Origin of the sequence: Rhodococcus sp. GXMU-t2271 (assembly GCF_041414735.1) — a bacterium.
Classification (GTDB): domain Bacteria; phylum Actinomycetota; class Actinomycetes; order Mycobacteriales; family Mycobacteriaceae; genus Rhodococcus; species Rhodococcus indonesiensis.
Window position 1 is genome coordinate 116,270 of sequence record NZ_JAUIZP010000022.1, and the last position, 20,919, is coordinate 137,188.

A 20,919-nucleotide genomic window follows, 5' to 3' on the forward strand; every position below is an offset into this window, starting at 1 on the left:
CTACGAGTGGTCACCGTTGCGTGCGATAGCCCCGTTGTGCGCATTCTGCTCGAGTCGACTCGACCCCTCGCGGCGGGTTTCCCCGGCCGTTCCCGGGGTAGCCGTATGCATGGGTGCACGGGGCACAGCAGAGGGACGGACCACCCGCAGCGACGCCGGCCGAACGACCGGCAGCAGGGAACGACCGCCCCGCAGACGGACGGCCGCCACGAAATCGACGACCGCGGCACCGGCCACGGCGAAATCGACGACCGCGAGGTCGACCACCGCGAAGTCGACCACCGCGAAATCGACCACCGCGAAATCGAGCACCGCGCGGTCGAGCACGACTGCGCCACGGCGGACGGACACCGCGAAGTCGACCACCGCGAAGTCGGCCACCGCACGGACAGGCACCGCGAAATCGACCACCACGCGGTCGGGCACGACTGCGCCACGGCGGACGGACACCGCGAAATCGGCCACCGCGAAATCGAGCACCGCGCGGTCGAGCACGACTGCGCCACGGCGGACGGATCCGGATCGGCGAGCTGGACGCGCCGCCGGAACCCGTACGGATGCCCCACGGCGCGGCCGGAGGCAGGACGCCGCCACACGCCGGACCCGTCCACGGACGCAGACCGCCGAGGGGCAGGCCCGCTCGCGGACTCGGGAGAAGCCGCATACGTCCACCGGCTCCCGGCCCCCGTCCTCCGAGCGTCCGCCGGTCGCGGCATCGGAACGCCCGGGATCGACAGGACACGCCGACCACGCTCCGCGTCGCAAGCGGCGGCCCTTCGCGGCCGCCGTCGAGTGGCTCGAGACCCACGTTCGCCGACTCACCCGAGCGGTGCGGAAGCGCCTGGACGCGGTGATGCGCGATGTCCCCGGCTCGACGGACCGGCTCATCGATTCCGTCACCGAGGGCAATGCGAGCAGAAGAGCCGTCCTGAAAGGCGCGAAGGCCGCCCTGACCGGCAAGAACCCCGTGTGGGCCGCCGTCAAGGGTCTGATCTCCGGTCTGAGCACCAGGACCAAGATCCTGCTGGCCCTCCTCGTCGTCCTCGTCGCGCTGCTGGCTCCGGTCCTGCTCGTGGTCGCCCTGCTGGTCCTGCTCGTCGCATGGCTGGTCGCGGCGGTACGGGCCGCCACCCGGTGAGCGCCCCCGACGCCACGCCCCTCGACACCACGCCCCTCGACACCACGCCACAGACAGCCCCGACAGGACTCCACCGCGGCAGGCCGGTCGCATAAGCTGACCTCGTGCGTCGTTTCGACTTTCCCGTGGACCTGCCCCACGCCAAGGCCGTGAACCAGACCGTCGCCGAGGTGCGGCGACTGCGGGTGTCGGCGATCGTGCTGGCGGTGCTGTTCGCCGCAGCCGCCGTATGGCTGATCCTGATCGGCCGGGCGTGGTCCTTCGTCGTCGCGGCCGTCGTTGTCGTCGCCGGGCTCACCGCCGCGTGGGTCGCGGTATGGGCTCCGCGCAAGGTGGGCGCGATCCAGGACCTGTACCGGGACAGCCCGCTGGTTCCGGCCGTGGTCTCCGAACTCCGGCCGCGGGGGATGACGCTGCTCGCGCTCGTCGACATCGCCAAGCCGGAGACCGGCGGCCACCGCTACGCCCTGGTCGCCCGGGACGTCACGGCCGTACCGGGACATCGGGTGCGGGTCGGCGAGCGCGTGCCGTCCGTCGCGGTGCTGTCGGACCGCACCACCCGCAACACGAGCGGCGTATGGCAGATGGTCAGCCCGATGCCGATTGCGTGGGGCACCCGGGACGCGTCGGTGCTGCGCGAGGCCGCCGCCGCGATCGACGAGACCGAGTGGAAGGTGCTCGAGGGCAAGCTGTCCCGCTCGGACGAGGTCGCGGCCAGCGAGGAGCGCCGGCTCGTGCTGGACCCGAAAGACCTGCCCGCCGACCTGCGCTGACCATGCGCCCCGTCGTCCTCACCGGAAGCACCGTCGTTCTCACGGTGCCCCGGCCGGGCGACGTCGATGCGATCACGGCCGCCTGCCGGGACCGGTCGATCGCGAGGTGGACGACGGTCCCGGACCCCTACACGCGGGCGGACGCGCAACGGTTCGTCGGCGACGTGGTGCCTGCGGGCTGGGCGGCGCACAGCCCGGTATGGGCGGTGCGGACGTCCGCCGACGGTCCGCTGCTGGGCACGATCGGGCTGATCGAGCGGGACGCATCGGCAGCGGAGATCGGGTACTGGATCGCCCCGGCCGCTCGCGGCCGCGGACTCGCGACGGAATCGGTGAACCTGCTGTGCGACTTCGCTTTCCGATCGGACGAACTGAAACTGGACCGCATCGAGTGGCGGGCGCTGGCCGGGCACCGCGCGTCGGCGGCGGTGGCCCGCCGCGTCGGCTTCCGCTTCGAAGGCGTACAGCGGCGGGGAATATTGCAGCGCGGGGTACGGCACGACGCGTGGGTCGCGGGCCTGTTGCCCGACGACCCACGCGTACCGGCCGACGGATGGCCGATGTGAGCGGCGGGGCCGGTCAGAGCAGTTCGGGCAGGACCTCCTTCTCGAACAGCTCGATACCCGAGGTGTCGTAGGCGGCCTCGGGGAAGTAGAGGATCGCGTACGTCATGCCCTGCTTCTCGAGCGCCGTGAAGTTCTCGACGATCTGCTCGGGCGTTCCCACGGCGGGCAGACCCCGGAAGGCGTCGAGCGCACCGTCGGCCTTCTCCGGCCCGACGTACGGTTCGAGCCGGGCCCGCAGCGTGTCGAGACGCTCCTGCACCTCGGCCTCGGTGCGGCCGATGGCGACGTTGTAGTTCGCCGAACGCACGATGGCGTCGAAATCGGTGCCCACGTCGGCACAGTGTCCCCGCAGGATCTCCGACTTGTGCGCGAAACCGTCCGGGGTGCCGTCGAAGTTGGTGTACTGCGCGTACTTCGCGGCGATCTTCAGCGTCACCTTCTCCCCGCCACCGGCGATCCACAACGGGATGCCGCACTCCTGCAGCGGCAGCGGCCGCACGACGGCACCGTCCACCTGGTAGTGCCTGCCGTGCAGGGTGGCCGTGCCGGTGGTCCAGGCCTGACGGAAGATCTGCACACCCTCGTCGAGGCGGCGCAACCGTTCCGGCGCGGACGGGAAACCGTATCCGTAGGCGCGCCATTCGTGCTCGTACCATCCGCCGCCGATGCCCATCTCGATGCGGCCGCCGGAGACGATGTCCGCGGTCGCGGCGACCTTCGCCAGGTAGGCGGGGTTGCGGTAGCCCATGGCGGTGCACATCTGCCCGATCCGCACCTTCTCGGTGACCGCGGCGAACGCCGACACCAGGGTCCATGCCTCATGGGTGGCCTCGTCGGTGGGCAGCGGCACGGTGTGGAAGTGGTCGTACACCCAGATCGACTCCCACGGTCCGCTGTCGGCGCGCCGGGCGAGATCACGCATCACCCGCCACTGCTCGGCGGGTTCGATGCCGACGAGGTCGAGCCGCCAGCCCTGGGGGACGAACATTCCGAATCGCATGGGGGATTCCTGTCTTCGAGGTCGGGGCCTGCATGCCGGCCGGTGACGGCGACGCCGCCCGCCGGCCGATCCCCAGTATCGCGGACCGGCTCCGCTCGCGCGGGGTTGCCTCCGCGCGAGCGGGGCCGCGCAGTCAGGCCGTCGCCGCTCGAGCCCGCGCAGCGCCGATCCGGGCAGCCGGACGGTCGAGTCCGTAGTGGCCGCGCAGCGTCGTGGCCGTGTACTCGGTGCGGAACAATCCGCGCTCCTGCAGGATGGGGACCACACGGGTGGTGAAGTCCTCGAGACCACCCGGCAGGTAGGGCGGCATGACGTTGAAACCGTCGGCGGCTTCGCGGTCGAACCACAGCTGCAGATCGTCGGCGATCTGTTCGGGGGTGCCGGCGACGGTGCGGTGCCCGCGGCCGCCGCCGAGCTTCCCGATGAGCTGGCGCACGGTCAGGTGCTCGTTCTCGGCGAGGTTCTTCACCAGTTCGTAGCGGCTCTTGTTGCCCTGGATCCGGTCGAGCGGCGGCAACGGGGGCAGCGGTGCGTCGAGAGCATGTTCGGTGAGGTCCACCCCCACCATCCCCGAGAGCTGACGCAACGAGTATGCCGGTGAAATCAGGTCGGTGAACTCCTGCTCGAGCGCCTTCGCCTCGGCCTCGGTGTCGCCGATGAACGGCACGATCCCGGGGAGCACCTTCAGGGAGTGCGGATCCCGCCCCGCCCCGGCCACCCGCGCCTTCAGATCGCGGTAGAACGCCTGCCCCTCGGCCAGGGTGCGCTGCGCGGTGAAGACCGCCTCGGCGTACCGGGCGGCGAAGTTCTTTCCGCTCTCCGAAGACCCGGCCTGCACCAGGACGGGGCGGCCCTGGGGTGAGCGCGGGGAGTTCAGTGGGCCACGCACCTTGAACCGCGCACCGTCGTGGTCGATGGTGCGCACCTTGGCCGGATCGGCGAACCGGCCGCCGGCGACGTCCAGCTCGACGGCGTCGTCGTCCCAGCTGTCCCACAGCTCGACGGCAACGTCGACGAATTCGGCGGCGCGGTCGTAACGGCCGGCGTGGTCGGGGGTCTCGTCGTAGCCGAAGTTGGCTGCCTCGTCGGCACCCCCCGAGGTCACGATGTTCCAGCCGGCACGGCCGTGGCTGATGTGGTCGAGCGAGGCGAACTTGCGGGCGAGAGTGAAGGGTTCGTTGTAGCCGGTGGACGCGGTGGCGATGAGTCCCACCCGCTCGGTGACGACGGCCATCGCGGACAGCAGGGTGATCGGCTCGAAGACCGCCTGGATGTTGTGTTCCACCCGGGGGCCGGCCGCGAGGCCGTCGGCGAAGAACACCGAGTCGAGCTTGCCGCGTTCGGCGATCTGCGCGAGCTCCTGGAAGTGTGCGACGTCGAGGACGCGGCGCTCGTCGGTGCGGGGGTGCCGCCAGGCGGCCTCGTGATGGCCGACTCCCATCAGGAAGGCGTTGAGGTGGAACTGCTTCGGGGACTGGGACATGACAACCTATCCGGGTGTGTGGGGACGAGGGACTACCGGTCTGCGCGCCAGCGGGAGAGCCGGCGCTCGACGGCGACGAGGATCCCGTTGAAGGTCAGGCCGACGAGAGAGATGGCGACGATGCCGGCGTACATGTTCGGGATCTGGAAGTTGAGCTGGGAAGCGGTGACGAGATAGCCGAGACCTGCCTTGGCACCGACCATCTCGGCCGCGATGAGCACGAGGATCGACGAGGCCGCGGCCATCCGGATGCCGGTGAAGATCGTCGGCACGGCGGCCGGCAGGATCACCTTCTGGAACAGGCGGTACGAAGGCAGACCGAGGGAGCGGGCCGATTTCACCAGGAGCGGATCCACGGTGCGCACGCCGGAGACGGTGTTGAGCAGGATCGGGAAGGTGCTCGCGTAGATCACCAGCGCCACCTTCGAGGTCTCGCCGATGCCCAGGATCAGGATGAACACCGGCAGCAGCGCGAGCGCGGCGGTGTTGCGGAACAGTTCGAGGATCGGGTCGAGGAACTCGGCCACCGGCCGGTACCAGCCGATCGCCACACCGAGCGGGACCGCGACGAACACCGCGATCCCGAAGCCGGTGACGGCCCGGGAGAGGCTGGCACCGAGGTGCTCGGCGAGCCGGCCGTCGCCGACCAGCTGGGCGAAGGCGTCCGCGACCACCGTGAAGGGCGGCAGGAACACCTCGTCGACGAGCCCGAGCCGGGGCGCGATCTCCCAGACCGCGAGGAAGGCGAGGATCGCGACGGCCGGTTTCACCCCGCGCCACACGAAGGCACCGACCCGGCGTCCGGCCCCGGCGCCCGGCGCGGGCGTGGGTGGCGTGGATCGCTCCTCGGCGAGGACGTCGTCGAGCTCGGCCGGGGCGATCAGGGTTGCGCTCGGACTAGACATGCTGCACCTCCGGAATTGCGGCACCGTGGTTCTGCGCGCGCTCGATCTCCGAGTGCAGCAACGACCAGATCCGGTGCCGGTAGTGTCGGAACGCCTCGCCGGACCGGACGTCGTCGACGGTGCGTTCGATATCGATGTCCACGACGGTCTTGATCCGCCCGGGCCGGGACGTCAGCACAGCGACGCGCTGTCCGAGGTAGATCGCCTCGTCGATGCCGTGGGTGATGAACAGAATGGTCTTGCCGGTCTCGTGCCGGATCCGCAACAGCTCGTCCTGCAACGACTCCCGGGTCTGCGCGTCGAGGGCGGCGAACGGCTCGTCCATGAGGAGCACCTCGGGGTCGAACGCCAGGCTCCGGGCGATCGCGACGCGCTGTTTCATGCCGCCGGACAGCTCGTGCGGATAGCGATCGCCGAACCCGCGCAGCCCCACCAGCTCGAGGTAGTGCTCGGCGAGCTCGCGCCGCTGCCGCCGGGGCAGGCCCTTCGCTTCGAGACCGAATTCGATGTTGTGCCGGGCGGTGCGCCACGGCAGGAGTGCGTACTGCTGGAAGACGATGCCCCGGTCCAGTCCCGGCCCGGTGATCGGCTGTCCGTCGAGCAGGATCCGTCCCGACGTCGGGCTGCTCAGCCCGCCGAGAAGGTCGAGCAGCGTGGACTTTCCGCACCCGCTGGGACCGACGAGGACGAGGAGCTCACCGTCGGCGACGTCGAGGCTGACGTCCTCGAGGGCAGTGAACGCGGTGTTCGTACCGCGGACCGGGAACTGCTTGGTCACGTGCTCGAGACGGAGCTTCGGGGTGGTGCTCATTTCGCCTCCTCGACGGGTTCACCGTTCGGACCGCTCGTCGGTTCGTAGGTGCCGTTGGCGTAGGGGTTGAATTCGTTGGTGTAGATGTCGGCCGGGGTGAACGTGCCCTCGGGCAGTTCGCCGTTCCGGGCGAGCCAGTCGAGCCAGGTCTGGATCTCCTGTTCGGTGATCGTCCCACCCGGGCCGGCGACGCCGGGGCTCTTGTAGAACTCGACGAGGTCGGTGTTCTCGTTGCGGCCGCGGCCGTTGATGATTTCCTTGTACTCGGCGATGACCTCGTCGCGTGGGGTAGTCTGCGCCCAGCGAATGGCCCGCGCCGTGCCCTGCACGAAATCCACCACCGCGTCCCGGTTCTCGGCGATGAAGTCGTCTCGGAAGACGTACGTACCGTAGCTGAACGCCCCGAACAGGGACTCGTCGGTGAACAGCGGACGGATCCCGCCGCGCGAGACCGCGGTCTCGCGGAACACGCTGCCCAGGGTGCCCACGTCGATCTGCCCCTCCCGCAGCGCCTGCTCGGTGTTCACCGGGGGCACCACGATCAGTTCGACCTGCCTGATCTCGTCCGGGGTCAGTCCCTGCCGGGCGAGCCATTCGCGGACGAGGAACTCGTGGTGCGCGCCGAGCGTGTTCATCCCCACCTTCTTGCCGATCAGATCCCGGGCGGTGCGGATCGGGCTGTCCTCGAGCACGTAGTAGCCGTTGAACGACTCCTCGTCGGAGCCGTAGTAGCTGATGACCGACGTGATCGGCGAGTTGGCGGCGGCGAGCTTGATGACGGCGCCGTTGAATGCGCCGCCGAACTCGGTCTGGCCGGTGGCCGCAGACTGGATGTCCTGCGGACCGCTGGTGGTGTCACCCACCCAGTCCAGCGCGACGTTCTCGTAGTAACCGAGGTTCTCCGCGAGTTCGGGATAGGTGACCTGGCCGGCCGAGCCCTGGTAGCGCAGGACGGTGCGACCGTCCTCGGTGGTGGTGGTCTCCGACCCCGAGGAGCAGGCCGCGACCCCCGCGGCGAGGGTGACGAGAGTGGCTGCGACCGCAGCCGACCGGACCAGCCGGCTGCGCAGCGTGGAATACGACATCGCGAGAGTTGTCCCTTACGTTCGACGAAGAGGCCCGACACAGCGGGCACGGAGAAGTGCGGTGCGGCGACGGCGAGGCGTCCACGACACCGGGATTCGCGGTGCAGCAACGGAAGATCGAGCGCCGGCGGCCGGACGGGCCGGACGGGCGGGCTACACCGGGAGGGTCAGCGACAACAGTCCGGACACTCGTACACGGTGGTCTCCTTCTGCGGCGATCGGACTCCGGAAGTCTGGCCCGCGCCGCCGCGAGGGGTCAACGCTTCGGCGCATCCGTGTGCGAATCCCTTGACATGCCCGATCCGCTACCGTAACGGCCGCGCTCCCGATGCCCGTACGATCGGCCCATGCGCACCGCCGTGCTCGCCGACGCCTTCGAGCAGCATCGGCCGCACCTGCTCTCCGTCGCCTACCGGCTGACCGGCAGCGTCGCCGACGCCGAGGACGCGGTCCAGGACGCCTGGCTGCGTCTCGACCGCGCGGACGCGGACGGCATCGACGATCTGCGGGCGTGGCTGACCACCGTGGTCGGACGTCTGTGCCTGGACCGGCTGCGGTCGGCCGCGGTACGTCGCGAGAGCTACGTCGGCCAGTGGCTGCCCGAGCCGATCGTCACTCCCCTCGGCGGACCGGCACCCCCCGATCCCCTGGAAGCCGTTGTGCAGCAGGAGGACAGCCGGATGGCAGCGATGGTCGTGCTGGACACGCTCACCCCGGCCCAGCGCGTCGCGTTCGTCCTGCACGACGGGTTCGCGGTGCCGTTCGACGAGATCGCCGCCGTTCTCGACGTCACGCCGGCGTCCGCGCGCCAGCTCGCCTCCCGCGGCCGCCGGGCCGCCGCGGCCGCGCCGCCGCCCGTGCCGGCCGCCGAGCACGTCGAGGCGGTACAGCGGCTGATGACGGCCCTCGCCTCCGGGGACCTCGCGGCGGTGGTCGCGGCGCTCGACCCCGAGGCCCGGGTCATCGGGGACGCGGGCGGCACCACCCGCACCGCGATCAACGTCGTCGTCGGCGCCGAGCGGTTCGCCCGGTTCTTCCTCGGCCTGATGCAGCGCTACGGCGCCGAAGCGTTCCTGGCCGGCACGCCGGCGCTCGTCAACGGCGAACTGGGGTTCGTCAGCGCCGGTTCCCCCGGCGACGGGACCCACCTCGCCTTCGCCGGACGGGTCATCGGCTGCACCGTACGTGACGGGCGGGTGTGGGCGGCCTACGACATGGCCAATCCCGACAAGCTCCGCGGCGTCCGCCTCGACAGCTAGAGTCGCGGTCATGGAGCCCCGACTGAGCTTCGTCACCCTTGCCGTCGCCGACCTCGAGCGCACCCGGCGCTTCTACGTCGACGGGCTCGGCTGGTCGCCCGTCGTCGACGTGCCCGGCGAGGTGCTGATGTTCCAGGTCGGACCGCACCTCGTCCTGTCCCTGTGGGACGAACAGCACTTCGCGGCCGAGGTCGGTCCCGTCGAGCGCAGCGGCGTCCCACCCGTGACGCTCGCCCACAACGTCGCCGACCGAGCAGACGTCGACCGGGTGCTGGACACCGCCCGCCGCGCCGGAGCCGATCCGGTCTCCGACGCGGTCGAGCGTGAGTGGGGCGGCTACACAGGGTATTTCGCGGACCCCGACGGATTCCGGTGGGAGATCGCCTGGAATCCGGGTCCCATCGGTCAGCTCGTGCTGCCCTGAGCCGCGTCGTCCTGCAGCCACGGCACCCGGCACGCGTCGGTGCTGAACCCCTGCTCGTGGATGCCCAGGGCCGAGTTCATGCGGGCCCGCATGTTCTCGAGCGCAATCTGGTAGGTCAGTTCCACAAGCCCGGCCCGCCCGAAGCGCCGCTCGAGGTCGGCGACCTGCTCGTCCGTCACCGTGACGGCCGCGCCGCCGGCACCGCCGGCTCCCGTCATCGCGTCGGCGTACGCGATGGCCGCACGCTCGTCGTCGCTGTAGGCGTCGGAGGTTGCGTAGTCGGCGATGTGCTCGAGGCGGTCCACGTCGAGGCCGTCGAGCCGCTGCAGCATCGTGCCGAAGTCGACGCACCAGGAGCACCCGACGCTCCAGGCCACCCGGTACACCGCGAGTTCGCGCACATGCGGCGGCAGCACCGTCGAGGCGCGCTCGACGAGCGTCTCGTGCACGGCGCTCGCCCGCATCAGCGCCGGATGGTGGGCGTAGACGGCGAACGGCTCGGGCACCTCCCCGAAGCGGCGCCGGGCCATCCGATAGGCGATCTTCGTAGTGACACCGGCCTCGGCCGGTGTCACCGCAGGAATACGCGCCATGTTCCTACTCCGTTCCCCGGGTCCTGGACGGGACCGTTCATCTCTTCGGACGAGACAGCCCCGCCGGATGTGACACGACCGCTGCCGGGGGCCGCGCAGGACGCGGCTAAGCTGCCGAAATGGCAGAAATCGCGCCCTCCCGCCGGGTCCGCACGGTCGAAAGGCTGCGTCCGTTCGCGTCCACGATCTTCGCCGAGATGACCGCCCTGGCTGTGACGCACGACGCGGTGAACCTCGGCCAGGGCTTTCCCGACACGGACGGCCCCCGCGCGATGCTCGACGTCGCGCGCCAGGCCATCGCCGACGGTGTCAACCAGTACCCGCCCGGGCCGGGCATGCCCGAACTGCGGCGGGCGATCGCAGCGGACCGGGCCGGCCGGTACGGACTCGAACACGACCCCGACGGCGAGGTCCTCGTCACCGTCGGCGCCACCGAGGCGATCAGCGCCGCCATCCTCGGTCTCGTCGAGCCCGGTGACGAGGTACTGCTCACCGAGCCCTACTACGACTCCTACGCCGCGTCCGTCGCACTCGCCGGGGCGACCCGCCGCACCGTTCCGCTCACTCGGGCCGGCTCGGGTTTCGTCCTGGACGTCGACGCGCTGCGCGCCGCGGTCACCGACCGCACCCGGATGCTGGTGGTCAACACCCCGCACAATCCGACGGGGACGGTCTACGACGACGACGCGCTCCGCTCGCTCGCGGAACTGGCGTGCGAACGCGACCTGCTGGTGCTGTCCGACGAGGTGTACGAGCATCTGGTGTTCGACGGCCGGCAGCACCGGCCCATCGCGTCGCTGCCCGGCATGGCCGAACGCACCGTCACCGTGTCCAGCGCCGCGAAGATGTTCAACGTCACCGGCTGGAAGATCGGGTGGGCGCTCGGCCCCCGCGAGCTGATCGACGGGGTGCGCACGGCGAAACAGTTCATGTCGTTCGTCGCCGGAGCACCGTTCCAGCCCGCCGTGGCGTACGCGCTGACCCACGAGCAGGCGTGGGTCGCCGCCCAGCGCGACGATCTGCAGCGCAGGCGCGACCTGCTCTCCGCAGCGCTCACCGACGCCGGTTTCGGCGTGCTGGACTCGGCCGGAACGTATTTCGTGTGCGCGGACGTCACCCCCGTCGGCGTGACGGACGGTGTCGCCTTCTGCCGAACCCTGCCCGAGCGCATCGGCGTGGCCGCGGTCCCGGTCAGCGCCTTCGTCGACGACCCCCGGCAGTGGAATCACCTGGTCCGGTTCGCCTTCTGCAAACGCGACGACGTCCTGCTGGAGGGTGTCCGGCGGCTGCGCAGCCTGCGGGAGCACGGCTGACCATGACCGCCCCCGCCACCATTCCCTCCGACTTCGTGCGCCGCTCGGTGGTACTGGCCGAGGCGAACGGGGTGGATCTGGCCCCGGCCCTGGACGCGGCACGGATCAGTCGCGCGGTGCTCGCCCACCCGCATGCGCGCCTGACCCCTGAGCAGGTCACCCGGTTCACCCAGAAGACCTGGGAACTGACCGGTGACGAACTGTTCGGACTCGGGCCTGGACCGGTGCCCCGCGGCACGTTCCGGGTGATGTGCCTGACGCTGATCCACTGCCGAGACCTCGCGCAGGCCCTCGAACGGATGATCCAGGTCAACCAGGTGCTGCCGACGCTGCCGCGACTACGGCTCACGCCGGGCCCGCAGACGACCCGGCTCGAGGTGGTGCTGGAGTCGTGCGACGACAAGACCCGAGTCATCATCGACTTCCTGCTCATCCTGCTGCACCGGTTCGCGGCCTGGCTCGTCGGCGGACGGGTACGGCTGGCGTCGGTCTCGGTCCCCTACAGCGAGCCCGACCCGGTGCTGGCGAAGAACTACGATGCGATCTTCGGGGTGCCGGTCACCTTCGACGCCGCCGGCGCGGTACTCGAGATCGACAACGCGGCCCTGCGGTCGCCCATCGTCCAGACCGAGGAGACCCTCGAGGACTACCTGCGCGAATCACCGAACCTGATGATGTCGGAACGTGATTACGACTCCACCGCCGCGTCGCAGGTGCGGCGGATCCTCGAGTCGGGCATCGAGGGTCGCACGGCGACCGCCGAGGAGGTTGCGGAGATGCTGTCGGTGAGCGCCCCGCATCTGCGGCGTCTGCTCAGGCAGGAGGGCACCTCTCTCGGGCAGTTGCGCGAGGAGGTGCTGAGGGACACGGCGATCGCCGGGTTGCGCCGCGGCGAGGCGGTGGACGCCCTGTCGGCCCGACTCGGCTTCTCCGAGCCGAGTGCGTTCCGGCGCGCCTTCAAGCGATGGACCGGTAAGACGCCCCGCGCCTACCGGTAGGTCACCGGTTCACGCGACGCAGAACTCGTTGCCCTCCGGATCGGTCATCGTGATCCACTCGTTCGGTCCCTGCCGGCCCCGGTGCAGGACGGTCGCGCCCGCCTCGGCGAGCCGCCCGGCCAGCGCCTCGCGGTCCTCCCCCGCCCGGATGTCGAAGTGCAGCCGGTTCTTCACCGTCTTGCCCTCGGGCACCAGCTGGAACAGCACGCGCGGACGCGCGGGCACCTCGGGATCGGAGATCGCGGCGCCCGCCTTCCAGACGAGGACACCCTCGAAGATCTCGGTGTCCTCATCCCGGGCGTGCCCGGCCGCGACCAGCCCGCGGATGAAGTCCTCGTTGCTCGGCTCGACCCGCCAGCCCAGCGCCGCCGCCCACCATTTCGCCAGCGTGTGCGGGCTGCTCGAATCGACCGTCACCTGGAATCCGTAACCCATGCGGTGACGGTACGACGGCCCTCCGACACGTCAGGGCTGCACGAGGATCCGGATCGGATTCCCGACGTGGTCGCGCAGCTTCGCGATGCCCTCGGCGATGTTCTCGAGCGGGACGACCTCGCTGACGGAGCGGGAGACGTCCAGGCGCCCGCGGGAGACGAGTGCCGCGAGCGTCTCGATGTCGACGTTCTGGTACCCGAGGTGTCCCATGACGTGCTTGCGCGAGAGGCCGAACGTGGCGGTGGGGCCCAGGCAGGCCTCCTGCCCGCTCAGCCCGACCACCACCACACGGCCACCCGTCATGACGCACTGCAGCGCCTGGTCGAAGGTGACCTTCAGACCCGCGGAGTCGAAGGCCACGTCGAGCATCTTCCCATCCGTCGCCTCGGCGACCTTCTGGACCAGGTCCGGGTCGCGGGAATCGAACACGTGGTCGGCGCCGAGTTCGAGGGCCCGCTCCCGCACCGCGGGGTTGATGTCGAAGGCGAGGATCGGCACGGCGCCGACCAGCCGGGCGAGCTGCACGATGTGGGTGCCCACCCCGCCGACTCCCCACACGCCGACGGCCTCGCCCACCGCCACCTGCCCGGTGCGCACGACCGCACCGAACGGGGTCGAGACCGCGTCGGCGAGAATCGCCGCCTGCTCGAGCGGGACGTTGTCGGGCACGCGGGTGAGACCGCCGGCCTGGGCGACGGTGTACTCGGCCCACGCCCCGTCGTACGCGAACGCCATCAGCTGAATGTTCGGGCAGTTGGTCAGGTCGCCCCGCCGGCAGAAGCGGCACTGCAGGCACGGTCGCCCCGCCGCGGGAACGACGCGGTCCCCGACCGCCCAACCCGTCACCCCGTCCCCGAGGGCGGCGATGATTCCGGCAGCCTCGTGCCCCGGGTGACCACGGGCAGCAAGGCCGGGAAGGTCCCGTCCAGCAGGCTCAGATCCGAATGGCAGATCCGCAGAACGCCACCTTGACGAGTACCTCGCCGGGGCCCGGCGACGGAATCGGAACATCTTCCAGCACATTGGTTCCGGTGTCGGCGTGAAAGCGCGCGGCGCGCATCGTCCCGGTCATGGTCCCCTCATCCTGTTGTGCGACGGCAACCAGGGGCGACCCTACTCCCGCCGCAAGCGCGAGGGCGCACGTTCGTGCCGCGGATCTCCGAGACGGGTTGCATCCGCCGACGGTGAGTGAGAGCGTCGAGGAGAACCGATATCGACTTCGAGAGGGTGATTCACACCAATGCAGACGGCCGTCATCGACGACTACCCCACCCGGAACCGCACGCAGTGCGTGAGTGTGTCCCGGCCGGATCCGGTGGTGTGGGGATCGGCCGCGGGCCCGTTGGACGCGTCGGCCGTCGCCGAGTACGACCGGCGCGGGTTCCACACCGTGGACGCGCTCCTTCCGGCGCACGACGTCGGAAATCTGCTCGACGAGACAGCGCGTCTGGGCCGGGACCTGGCCGACGACGAGCGGGTCGTGCGGGAGGCGGGAAGCGGGGACGTGCGCTCCGTGTTCGACGTGCACCGCCTCTCCGACACCGTCGCCGAGATCATCCGGCGACCGGAGATCGCCGGTATCGCCCGCCAGCTCCTCGGCTCGGAGGTCTACATCCACCAGTCGAGGCTGAACGTCAAGCCGGGATTCCGTGGCGGTCCGTTCTACTGGCACTCCGACTTCGAGACCTGGCACGCCGAGGACGGGATGCCGCGTCCGCGGGCGCTGAGCATCTCGGTCGCGCTGACCGAGAACTACGGTTACAACGGCGGTTTGATGATCATGCCCGGTTCGCACCGGACCTTCGTCTCGTGCGCCGGCACCACGCCCGAGGACTACTACCAGCAGTCGCTGGTCACGCACGTCCCGCCCACGGGTTCGCCCGACGAGGACACGCTGACCTCGATGGCCGCCGAGCACGGCATCGCCACGTTCACCGGTTCGGCCGGTTCGGCGACGGTGTTCGACTCGAACTGCATGCACGGCTCGAACGGCAACATCACCCCGTTCCCCCGGTCGAACCTGTTCGTGGTGTTCAACAGCGTCGAGAACACGCTCGGCGAGCCGTTCTCGGCGCCGAAGCCGCGACCGGACTACCTCGGCAGCCGCGACTTCACCCCGCTGCGCTGACCCGAACGGATGCGGGGTGCGCCCGGGACAGGCCGGGCGCACACCGCATCGCGGGACTTATACGCGGACGGTGTCGGCCACGTCGATCGGCAGCGTGCGGGCACGCGGTGTGCGCAGCAACCGGCTGAGCGTGAACCGGCCCTGCTCCGGATCGTAGGGCCGGTAGGCCAGATACACGAGCACGTGGAACGCCCAGTGCGCCCGCAGAATCCGGCGAAGCACCGGATTCATCCGGCCGTGCAGTTCGAACGTGGCGGTTCCGGAGCGGATGTACTTGGTGTACTCCCGCGGCGGCGTCAGCGCACGCCGTGGGGAGATGTCGACGAACAATTCGGAGAGCTGGGCGATCTCGATGTCGGCCTCGCGCAGGCACAAGGCCAGGTCGAGGTCTTCGTGGATCCCGGCATCCGTGCTGACCGCGTGGCGGACGCGCTGCCACGCCGACCGGCGCACGGCCATGTTGGCACCGTGCAGATTGTCGATTCGGCGCTCACCGCCGAAGAAGCCCTTGCGCACGCGCTGCTCGATATACCGGCGCTTGAGTTCCCGGTACGGCGAGTCGTAGGAGTTGTTGAGTCCACTGACGGCTCCGACGCTCTCGACGTCTGCACGCGCGAAGAAGTCGAGGATCGCGCGGGCCCATCCGGGACGGACCCGCGTGTCGGCGTCGATCCTGCCGAGAAGATCTCCTGTCGCCGAGTCGAATCCGGCGTTTCGAGCAAATGCGACACCGGGACGGGACTCGGAGATCCGGCGGACGATCGGAGACCGCTCGGCGATCGCGTCGACGATCTCGCCCGTCCTGTCCGTCGAGTTGTTGTCCACCACCACGATTTCGTGGATATCCGCCTCCTGCTCCAGCAGGGCCGCCAGGCACGGACCGATGTACTGCTCCTCGTTGTACGCCGGCACGACCACCGACAGCGTGTGCTGATGCATGCCTCCGACGCTACCTCGACCGTCCGCGCGCCGCGGAGCGCCGAAGGCAGGGACCGTGCACTCGGAGCGCCGAAGGCAGGGACCGTGCACTCGGAGCGCCGAAGGCAGGGACCGTGGCGGGACACCCCGGCACGGTTCCCCGCTCGGGCCTCAGGAGCGACGGCGGCGCACGGCGTCGGCCAGCCGGTCGAGCTGGGCAGACGTGGTCGCCCAGTCGAGGCACGCATCGGTGATGGACTTGCCGTAGTCGAGCTCGTCCGCCCGGCCGAGCGTCAGGTCCTGCCGGCCTGCCTCGAGGAAGCTCTCCAGCATGACGCCGGCGATGCCCCGCTCGCCGGCCTCGAGGCGCTCGGCGATGTCGGTGACGACGTCGACCTGCTTCTCGTGGTTCTTGCTGCTGTTGCCGTGGCTGGCGTCGATCACGACGCGCTCGGGCAGACCGGCCTTGCGCAGGCGGGCCATCGTGTCCGCGACGGTCTCGGCATCGTAGTTCGGGCCCGCGGAGCCGCCACGCAGGATGACGTGGCAGTCCGGATTGCCGACCGTCTCGATGAGGGCGGCCTGCCCGTCGAGGTCGGTGCCGGGGAACACGTGGCTCGCGGCGGCGGCTCGGGTACCGTCGACGGCCACCTGCACGTCGCCCTCGGTGGAGTTCTTGATGCCCACCGGCATGGACAGGGCGCTGCACAGCTGCCGGTGCACCTGGCTGGCCGCGGTGCGGGCACCGATCGCGCCGTAGGTGACCAGGTCCGCGTAGTACTGCGGCAGGATCGGATCGAGGAACTCGCACCCGACGGGCAGACCGAGGCCGGAGACGTCGAGCAGCAGCTTGCGGCCGATGCGCAGTCCGGTGTTGATGTCGTAGGTGCCGTCGAGATGCGGGTCGTTGAGCAGGCCCTTCCACCCGAGGGTGGTGCGCGGCTTCTCGAAGTACACCCGCATCACCACGTGCAGGTCGTCACGCAGCTCTTCGGCCTTCGCGGCGAGACGTCGCGCGTAGTCCATCGCGGCGGCGGGGTCGTGCACCGAGCACGGCCCGACCACGACGAGCAGCCGGTCGTCGGTGCCGTCGAGGATCGCCACGGTGTCGGCGCGGCCCGAGCGCACGGTCGCGGCGGCGACCTCGTCGGGGGCGTGCTCGCCGCGGACGACGGCCGGAGCGACGAGCGGGCTGATCCGCACGGTCCGCTGTTCGTCGAGATTCGCGGTGGAGATGGAGGTGCTGATGGTCATCGGGGTTCGGTTCCTGTTCCCGGGCCGACCCTGGCTGAACCTTCGGTGATTCCAGCGAGCCGGTCCGTGTCCGGCTCGTAGGTGGAAGAGGTCAGCGCGCGGTTACGCCGACCGACCCACCCCGGGCCGGCCTGCTAAACCAGAAATATGCGCGCTGCATGCGGACCACCGTAACAGGCCGCCCTCTCCCCGCGCCACGGCACCCCCGTGCGCGGTTTCGGTAGCGGGGCCTACCAGAAACGCGCACGGCAATGGGGGCGGGTTCGCAGGCTGCCCCGGATTCCACGCATGACTTACTGTGCGACAACGTCTTTCACCGCATTTCCGGCGCACGCCGATCGGGTCCGGCGGCCGACCGCGGAACGTGGCCGGAATCCGGACGGGGGACGGCACCACGACAATGCTCGACCGTCGGGCCGCTTCGGGGTGTGGAAACCCGCGAACCGGGGCACCCTTGGAGAGTCTGTCCCGCGAAGCGACGAGCACGGAGGTGCCATGCCAGACCTGGACGGCGGAACTGCCGCCCCATCCCTGGGCGTCAACCCGCCCAGAGCGAGTTCACCCGACGAGCACGCCCGGGGGACAGGACCGGAACACACCGCCGACGGCCACCTGGTCGAGGCCCAGTCCGAGGACTTCTCCCACGCCAGAAATCTCGCGGTGGATCCGGACTGGTTCAAGACCGCGGTGTTCTACGAGGTCCTGGTGCGCGCGTTCAACGACTCGAACCACGACGGGACGGGTGATCTGCGCGGGCTGACGGAGAAGCTCGACTACATCGCGTGGCTGGGCGCCGACTGCATCTGGCTGCCCCCGTTCTACGACTCCCCGCTACGCGACGGCGGGTACGACATCCGGGACTTCCGGGCGGTGCTGCCGGAGTTCGGCACGGTCGACGACTTCGTCCTGTTCCTCGACGAGGCGCACAAGCGCGGCATCCGGGTCATCACCGATCTGGTCATGAACCACACGTCGGACACGCACGCGTGGTTCCAGGAGTCGCGGACGGACCCGGAGGGTCCGTACGGCGACTTCTACGTGTGGTCCGACACCGACGAGCGTTACCAGGATGCGCGCATCATCTTCGTCGACACCGAGTCGTCGAACTGGACGTGGGATCCGGTACGCAAGCAGTACTACTGGCACCGCTTCTTCTCGCATCAGCCGGACCTGAACTACGACAATCCCGAGGTGCAGGACGCGATGATCGACGTCCTGCGGTTCTGGCTCGATCTGGGAATCGACGGGTTCCGGCTCGATGCAGTGCCCTATCTGTTCGAGCGCGAAGGCACCAACTGCGAGAACCTGCCCGAGACGCACGCGTTCCTGAAGAAGTGCCGTGCGGTGATCGACGCGGAGTACCCGGGCCGCGTGCTGCTCGCCGAGGCGAACCAGTGGCCCAGCGACGTGGTGGAGTACTTCGGCGAACCGGAGGTCGGCGACGAGTGCCACATGGCCTTCCACTTCCCGCTCATGCCGCGCATCTTCATGGCGGTCCGTCGCCAGAACCGGTTCCCGATCTCCGAGATCCTCGCCCAGACACCGCCGATTCCGAGCAGTGCGCAGTGGGGCATCTTCCTGCGCAACCACGACGAGCTGACCCTCGAGATGGTCACGGACGAAGAGCGTGACTACATGTACGCCGAGTACGTGACCGACCCCCGGATGCGGGCCAACATCGGCATCCGCCGCCGGCTGGCGCCACTACTCGAGAACGACCGCAACCAGCTCGAACTGTTCACGGCTCTGCTGTTGAGCCTGCCCGGCTCACCGGTGCTCTACTACGGCGACGAGATCGGGATGGGCGACAACATCTGGCTCGGTGACCGCGACGCGGTGCGCACGCCGATGCAGTGGACCCCGGACCGCAACGCGGGCTTCTCGCGGGCGGATCCGGCCCGGTTGTACCTGCCGACGATCATGGACCCGACCTACGGCTACCAGTCCGTGAACGTCGAGCGGCAGATGAACTCGACGAACACCCTGCTGCACTGGACGCGGCGGATGATCCAGGTCCGCAAGCAGCATCCGGCGTTCGGCAAGGCCGCGTTCACCGAACTCGGCAGCGCCAACCCGGCCGTCCTGTCGTACCTGCGGGAGATGCCGCTCGGACCGGACCGCAACTACAGCGACGTCATCCTGTGCGTGAACAATCTGTCCCGGTATCCGCAGGCCGTCATCCTGGACCTGTCGCGCTTCGCGGGGTGGATTCCGGTGGAGCTCACCGGTTCCGTCCCGTTCCCACCGATCACGGAGGAGGGGTACATGGTCACCCTGCCCGGTCACGGCTTCTACTGGTTTGCGCTACAGCCGGATCCGACGAAGGAAGGCGTCGGCGAACATCCGGTGAGCAGCGAGGCCGAGGCGGCGGTTCAGCCATGACGGACCCACAGCTGCAGCACTACTCCGACGCGGAGCTCGAGACCCTGCTGGCCGAGTGGCTCCCCCACCAGCGCTGGTTCGCCGCCAAGGGCCGGACCGTCGCCGCGGTCCGGATCATGCTGCGAGAACACCTCACCGACACGCCCGCGTTCGGGGCGGACCACCTGCTGGTGACCGTCGAGTTCGAATCCGGCGACGAGCAGCTCTACCAGGTGCCGCTCGGCTACCGCACGCACCTGCCCGACGAGCTGGCGCACTGGGCGCTGCCGCGGCCCGACGGCAGCGGCGACGACCGCACCCACGCCTACGACGGTCTGCGCGACCAGGAGATCATCGACCTGTACGCGCACTCGATCGCCACCGGCCAGGTGTACGGCCCGGTCGAGCTGCACACCGTGCCCGGCACGGTCATCGAGGAGGGACTGCGGGGACGGGCGCTCAGCGCCGAGCAGTCCAACACTTCCGTCGTGCTCGGCGAGCAGCTGCTGCTCAAGCTGTTCCGCCGGATCACTCCGGGGGTCAACCCCGATGTGGAACTGCATCTCGCCCTCGGGGAGGCAGGCTGCCGGTCGGTGGCCCCGGTGCGGGCGTGGATCGACGCCGAGATCGGCGGGGTGCGCACGACCCTGGCGATGGTGCAGGACTTCGCGGCCAACTCCGCCGACGGCTGGTCGATGGCACTGGGCAGTGTGCGGGACCTGCTGCTCGAGGCGGACCTGCGGGCGGACGAGGTGGGCACGGATTTCGCGGGTGAATCGCAGCGGATGGGCGCGGCGGTGGCCGAGGTGCACGCGCTGCTGGCGCAGTCCCTCGGGACGTCCCAGCGGGACGTGGGCGACATCGTCGACGGGATGCTGCGCCGCCTGGAGGCCGCCGGCGCCGTCGTACCCGAACTGGCGGAGGTCGCCCCGGCGGTGCGGGCGCGGTTCGCGGAGGCTGCGGCCACCGGCACGACGACGGCCCAGCGGGTCCACGGCGACCTGCACCTCGGGCAGGTGCTCCGCACCCCGGAACACTGGCTGCTCATCGATTTCGAGGGCGAGCCCGCCAAGTCTCTCGACGAACGCCGGGAACCGGACAGCGCCCTGCGCGATGTCGCAGGGATGCTCCGCTCGTTCGACTATGCGGCCCACCACTCCCTGCACGATGCGGCGTCCGAGGCCGCTGCCGCGCAACGCGAGTTCCGGGCGCAGGAGTGGGCACAGCGCAACTCCGCGGCGTTCTGTGACGGTTACGCGAGCGAGTCCGGCGTGGATCCGCGCGAGTTCGCCGCGCTGCTGCGCGCGTACGAGCTGGACAAGGCCGTGTACGAGGTCGTGTACGAGGCTCGTCATCGTCCTCAGTGGATCCGTCTGCCCCTGAACGCGATTCGCCGGATGACCCAGGCCGACTGACGCGGCCCGGAAGCGTGGGGGGGGGGGGGGGGGGTGGGGGCGGGGGGCGGGGGGGGGGGG

Annotated in this window: 20 protein-coding genes and 1 pseudogene; 10 read left to right on the forward strand and 11 right to left on the reverse strand. The window is 70.0% G+C overall.

The window, feature by feature from the left end; translation table 11 throughout:
* The gene (locus tag QYS60_RS08335) at positions 1-495 is read right to left on the reverse strand and encodes a hypothetical protein (RefSeq protein ID WP_371382883.1); all 495 of its coding nucleotides are present in this window, start codon (positions 493-495) and stop codon (positions 1-3) included.
* A gap of 358 nt (positions 496-853) precedes the next feature.
* Here QYS60_RS08335 and QYS60_RS08340 point away from each other — a divergent pair, with 358 nt between their 5' ends.
* From QYS60_RS08340 to QYS60_RS08350, 3 genes are all read left to right on the forward strand, one after another.
* Positions 854-1,138 (forward strand): hypothetical protein, encoded by a 285-nt coding sequence (locus QYS60_RS08340; RefSeq protein ID WP_235157271.1) that lies wholly within the window; start codon positions 854-856, stop codon positions 1,136-1,138.
* A gap of 104 nt (positions 1,139-1,242) precedes the next feature.
* Positions 1,243-1,911 carry a DUF3239 domain-containing protein gene (locus tag QYS60_RS08345; protein WP_289380891.1) on the forward strand — a complete coding sequence of 223 codons (669 nt, stop codon included), beginning with the start codon at positions 1,243-1,245 and terminating at the stop codon, positions 1,909-1,911.
* A gap of 2 nt (positions 1,912-1,913) precedes the next feature.
* A complete protein-coding gene (locus QYS60_RS08350) occupies positions 1,914-2,477 on the forward strand; it encodes a GNAT family N-acetyltransferase (protein ID WP_289380888.1) in 564 nt (187 codons plus the stop codon).
* Positions 2,478-2,490: 13 nt separating this feature from the next.
* On the opposite strand, the gene QYS60_RS08355 is transcribed toward QYS60_RS08350, so the two are convergent.
* The 5 genes from QYS60_RS08355 to QYS60_RS08375 form a co-directional block, all read right to left on the reverse strand.
* A complete protein-coding gene (locus QYS60_RS08355) occupies positions 2,491-3,477 on the reverse strand; it encodes an LLM class F420-dependent oxidoreductase (protein ID WP_289380886.1) in 987 nt (328 codons plus the stop codon).
* Between the two features lie 133 nt (positions 3,478-3,610).
* Positions 3,611-4,960 carry an LLM class flavin-dependent oxidoreductase gene (locus QYS60_RS08360; protein ID WP_289380885.1) on the reverse strand — a complete coding sequence of 450 codons (1,350 nt, stop codon included), beginning with the start codon at positions 4,958-4,960 and terminating at the stop codon, positions 3,611-3,613.
* Between the two features lie 32 nt (positions 4,961-4,992).
* Positions 4,993-5,865 (reverse strand): ABC transporter permease, encoded by an 873-nt coding sequence (locus QYS60_RS08365; protein WP_289380883.1) that lies wholly within the window; start codon positions 5,863-5,865, stop codon positions 4,993-4,995.
* Positions 5,858-6,676 carry an ABC transporter ATP-binding protein gene (locus tag QYS60_RS08370; protein WP_371382884.1) on the reverse strand — a complete coding sequence of 273 codons (819 nt, stop codon included), beginning with the start codon at positions 6,674-6,676 and terminating at the stop codon, positions 5,858-5,860. The genes QYS60_RS08365 and QYS60_RS08370 overlap by 8 nt, the downstream gene beginning before the upstream one ends.
* Entirely contained in the window at positions 6,673-7,761 is a 1,089-nt protein-coding gene (locus QYS60_RS08375) for an ABC transporter substrate-binding protein (RefSeq protein ID WP_371382885.1), read from the reverse strand. Before QYS60_RS08375 ends, QYS60_RS08370 begins: the two co-directional genes overlap by 4 nt.
* A 347-nt stretch (positions 7,762-8,108) precedes the next feature.
* Between QYS60_RS08375 and QYS60_RS08380 the strand changes: the two genes are divergently transcribed.
* Both QYS60_RS08380 and QYS60_RS08385 read left to right on the forward strand, forming a co-directional pair.
* Complete coding sequence (locus QYS60_RS08380) at positions 8,109-9,020, forward strand: sigma-70 family RNA polymerase sigma factor (RefSeq protein WP_371382886.1); 912 nt, start codon at positions 8,109-8,111, stop codon at positions 9,018-9,020.
* 10 nt (positions 9,021-9,030) lie between these two features.
* On the forward strand, positions 9,031-9,444 hold the full coding sequence (locus QYS60_RS08385) for a VOC family protein (protein ID WP_371382887.1): 414 nt from the start codon (positions 9,031-9,033) through the stop codon (positions 9,442-9,444).
* Here the strand turns inward: QYS60_RS08385 and QYS60_RS08390 are convergent.
* Positions 9,426-10,037: a carboxymuconolactone decarboxylase family protein gene (locus QYS60_RS08390; RefSeq protein WP_289380874.1), complete on the reverse strand. Its 612-nt coding sequence runs from the start codon at positions 10,035-10,037 to the stop codon at positions 9,426-9,428. The two genes, QYS60_RS08385 and QYS60_RS08390, sit on opposite strands and share 19 nt — an antisense overlap.
* A gap of 119 nt (positions 10,038-10,156) precedes the next feature.
* On the opposite strand from QYS60_RS08390, the gene QYS60_RS08395 reads away from it, so the two are divergent.
* Both QYS60_RS08395 and QYS60_RS08400 read left to right on the forward strand, forming a co-directional pair.
* Positions 10,157-11,350, forward strand: a complete 1,194-nt coding sequence (locus QYS60_RS08395) for a pyridoxal phosphate-dependent aminotransferase (protein WP_289380873.1) — start codon at positions 10,157-10,159, stop codon at positions 11,348-11,350.
* Positions 11,351-11,352: 2 nt separating this feature from the next.
* Positions 11,353-12,348: an AraC family transcriptional regulator gene (locus QYS60_RS08400; protein WP_054371169.1), complete on the forward strand. Its 996-nt coding sequence runs from the start codon at positions 11,353-11,355 to the stop codon at positions 12,346-12,348.
* A 9-nt stretch (positions 12,349-12,357) separates the two neighbouring features.
* Here the strand turns inward: QYS60_RS08400 and QYS60_RS08405 are convergent, their stop codons facing one another.
* Complete coding sequence (locus tag QYS60_RS08405) at positions 12,358-12,783, reverse strand: VOC family protein (RefSeq protein WP_371382888.1); 426 nt, start codon at positions 12,781-12,783, stop codon at positions 12,358-12,360.
* A 30-nt stretch (positions 12,784-12,813) separates the two neighbouring features.
* Positions 12,814-13,855: pseudogene (locus QYS60_RS08410) on the reverse strand (zinc-binding dehydrogenase).
* Between the two features lie 168 nt (positions 13,856-14,023).
* On the opposite strand from QYS60_RS08410, the gene thpD reads away from it, so the two are divergent.
* On the forward strand, positions 14,024-14,911 hold the full coding sequence (gene thpD, locus QYS60_RS08415) for an ectoine hydroxylase (protein ID WP_371382889.1): 888 nt from the start codon (positions 14,024-14,026) through the stop codon (positions 14,909-14,911).
* Between the two features lie 57 nt (positions 14,912-14,968).
* Here the strand turns inward: thpD and QYS60_RS08420 are convergent, their stop codons facing one another.
* Both QYS60_RS08420 and QYS60_RS08425 read right to left on the reverse strand, forming a co-directional pair.
* The gene (locus QYS60_RS08420; RefSeq protein WP_371382890.1) at positions 14,969-15,850 is read right to left on the reverse strand and encodes a glycosyltransferase family 2 protein; all 882 of its coding nucleotides are present in this window, start codon (positions 15,848-15,850) and stop codon (positions 14,969-14,971) included.
* Between the two features lie 150 nt (positions 15,851-16,000).
* Positions 16,001-17,083 carry a 3-deoxy-7-phosphoheptulonate synthase gene (locus tag QYS60_RS08425; protein WP_371382891.1) on the reverse strand — a complete coding sequence of 361 codons (1,083 nt, stop codon included), beginning with the start codon at positions 17,081-17,083 and terminating at the stop codon, positions 16,001-16,003.
* 660 nt (positions 17,084-17,743) lie between these two features.
* Between QYS60_RS08425 and treS the strand changes: the two genes are divergently transcribed.
* Positions 17,744-19,465 (forward strand): maltose alpha-D-glucosyltransferase, encoded by a 1,722-nt coding sequence (gene treS, locus QYS60_RS08430; RefSeq protein ID WP_003936445.1) that lies wholly within the window; start codon positions 17,744-17,746, stop codon positions 19,463-19,465.
* Positions 19,462-20,859, forward strand: a complete 1,398-nt coding sequence (locus QYS60_RS08435; protein WP_371382892.1) for a hypothetical protein — start codon at positions 19,462-19,464, stop codon at positions 20,857-20,859. The genes treS and QYS60_RS08435 overlap by 4 nt, the downstream gene beginning before the upstream one ends.
* Positions 20,860-20,919 lie beyond the last annotated feature (60 nt).

Excerpts from the sequence above, each read along its gene's own strand:
- QYS60_RS08380 (WP_371382886.1), top strand. The coding sequence starts at position 8,109 with ATGCGCACCGCCGTGCTCGCCGACGCCTTCGAGCAGCATCGGCCGCAC.
- QYS60_RS08340 (WP_235157271.1), top strand. The coding sequence starts at position 854 with ATGCGCGATGTCCCCGGCTCGACGGACCGGCTCATCGATTCCGTCACC.
- QYS60_RS08405 (WP_371382888.1), bottom strand. The coding sequence starts at position 12,783 with ATGGGTTACGGATTCCAGGTGACGGTCGATTCGAGCAGCCCGCACACG.
- QYS60_RS08435 (WP_371382892.1), top strand. The coding sequence starts at position 19,462 with ATGACGGACCCACAGCTGCAGCACTACTCCGACGCGGAGCTCGAGACC.
- QYS60_RS08425 (WP_371382891.1), bottom strand. The coding sequence starts at position 17,083 with ATGACCATCAGCACCTCCATCTCCACCGCGAATCTCGACGAACAGCGG.
- QYS60_RS08390 (WP_289380874.1), bottom strand. The coding sequence starts at position 10,037 with ATGGCGCGTATTCCTGCGGTGACACCGGCCGAGGCCGGTGTCACTACG.
- QYS60_RS08370 (WP_371382884.1), bottom strand. The coding sequence starts at position 6,676 with ATGAGCACCACCCCGAAGCTCCGTCTCGAGCACGTGACCAAGCAGTTC.
- QYS60_RS08420 (WP_371382890.1), bottom strand. The coding sequence starts at position 15,850 with ATGCATCAGCACACGCTGTCGGTGGTCGTGCCGGCGTACAACGAGGAG.
- QYS60_RS08395 (WP_289380873.1), top strand. The coding sequence starts at position 10,157 with ATGGCAGAAATCGCGCCCTCCCGCCGGGTCCGCACGGTCGAAAGGCTG.
- QYS60_RS08375 (WP_371382885.1), bottom strand. The coding sequence starts at position 7,761 with ATGTCGTATTCCACGCTGCGCAGCCGGCTGGTCCGGTCGGCTGCGGTC.
- QYS60_RS08350 (WP_289380888.1), top strand. The coding sequence starts at position 1,914 with ATGCGCCCCGTCGTCCTCACCGGAAGCACCGTCGTTCTCACGGTGCCC.
- thpD (WP_371382889.1), top strand. The coding sequence starts at position 14,024 with ATGCAGACGGCCGTCATCGACGACTACCCCACCCGGAACCGCACGCAG.
- QYS60_RS08365 (WP_289380883.1), bottom strand. The coding sequence starts at position 5,865 with ATGTCTAGTCCGAGCGCAACCCTGATCGCCCCGGCCGAGCTCGACGAC.
- QYS60_RS08385 (WP_371382887.1), top strand. The coding sequence starts at position 9,031 with ATGGAGCCCCGACTGAGCTTCGTCACCCTTGCCGTCGCCGACCTCGAG.
- QYS60_RS08400 (WP_054371169.1), top strand. The coding sequence starts at position 11,353 with ATGACCGCCCCCGCCACCATTCCCTCCGACTTCGTGCGCCGCTCGGTG.
- QYS60_RS08355 (WP_289380886.1), bottom strand. The coding sequence starts at position 3,477 with ATGCGATTCGGAATGTTCGTCCCCCAGGGCTGGCGGCTCGACCTCGTC.
- QYS60_RS08360 (WP_289380885.1), bottom strand. The coding sequence starts at position 4,960 with ATGTCCCAGTCCCCGAAGCAGTTCCACCTCAACGCCTTCCTGATGGGA.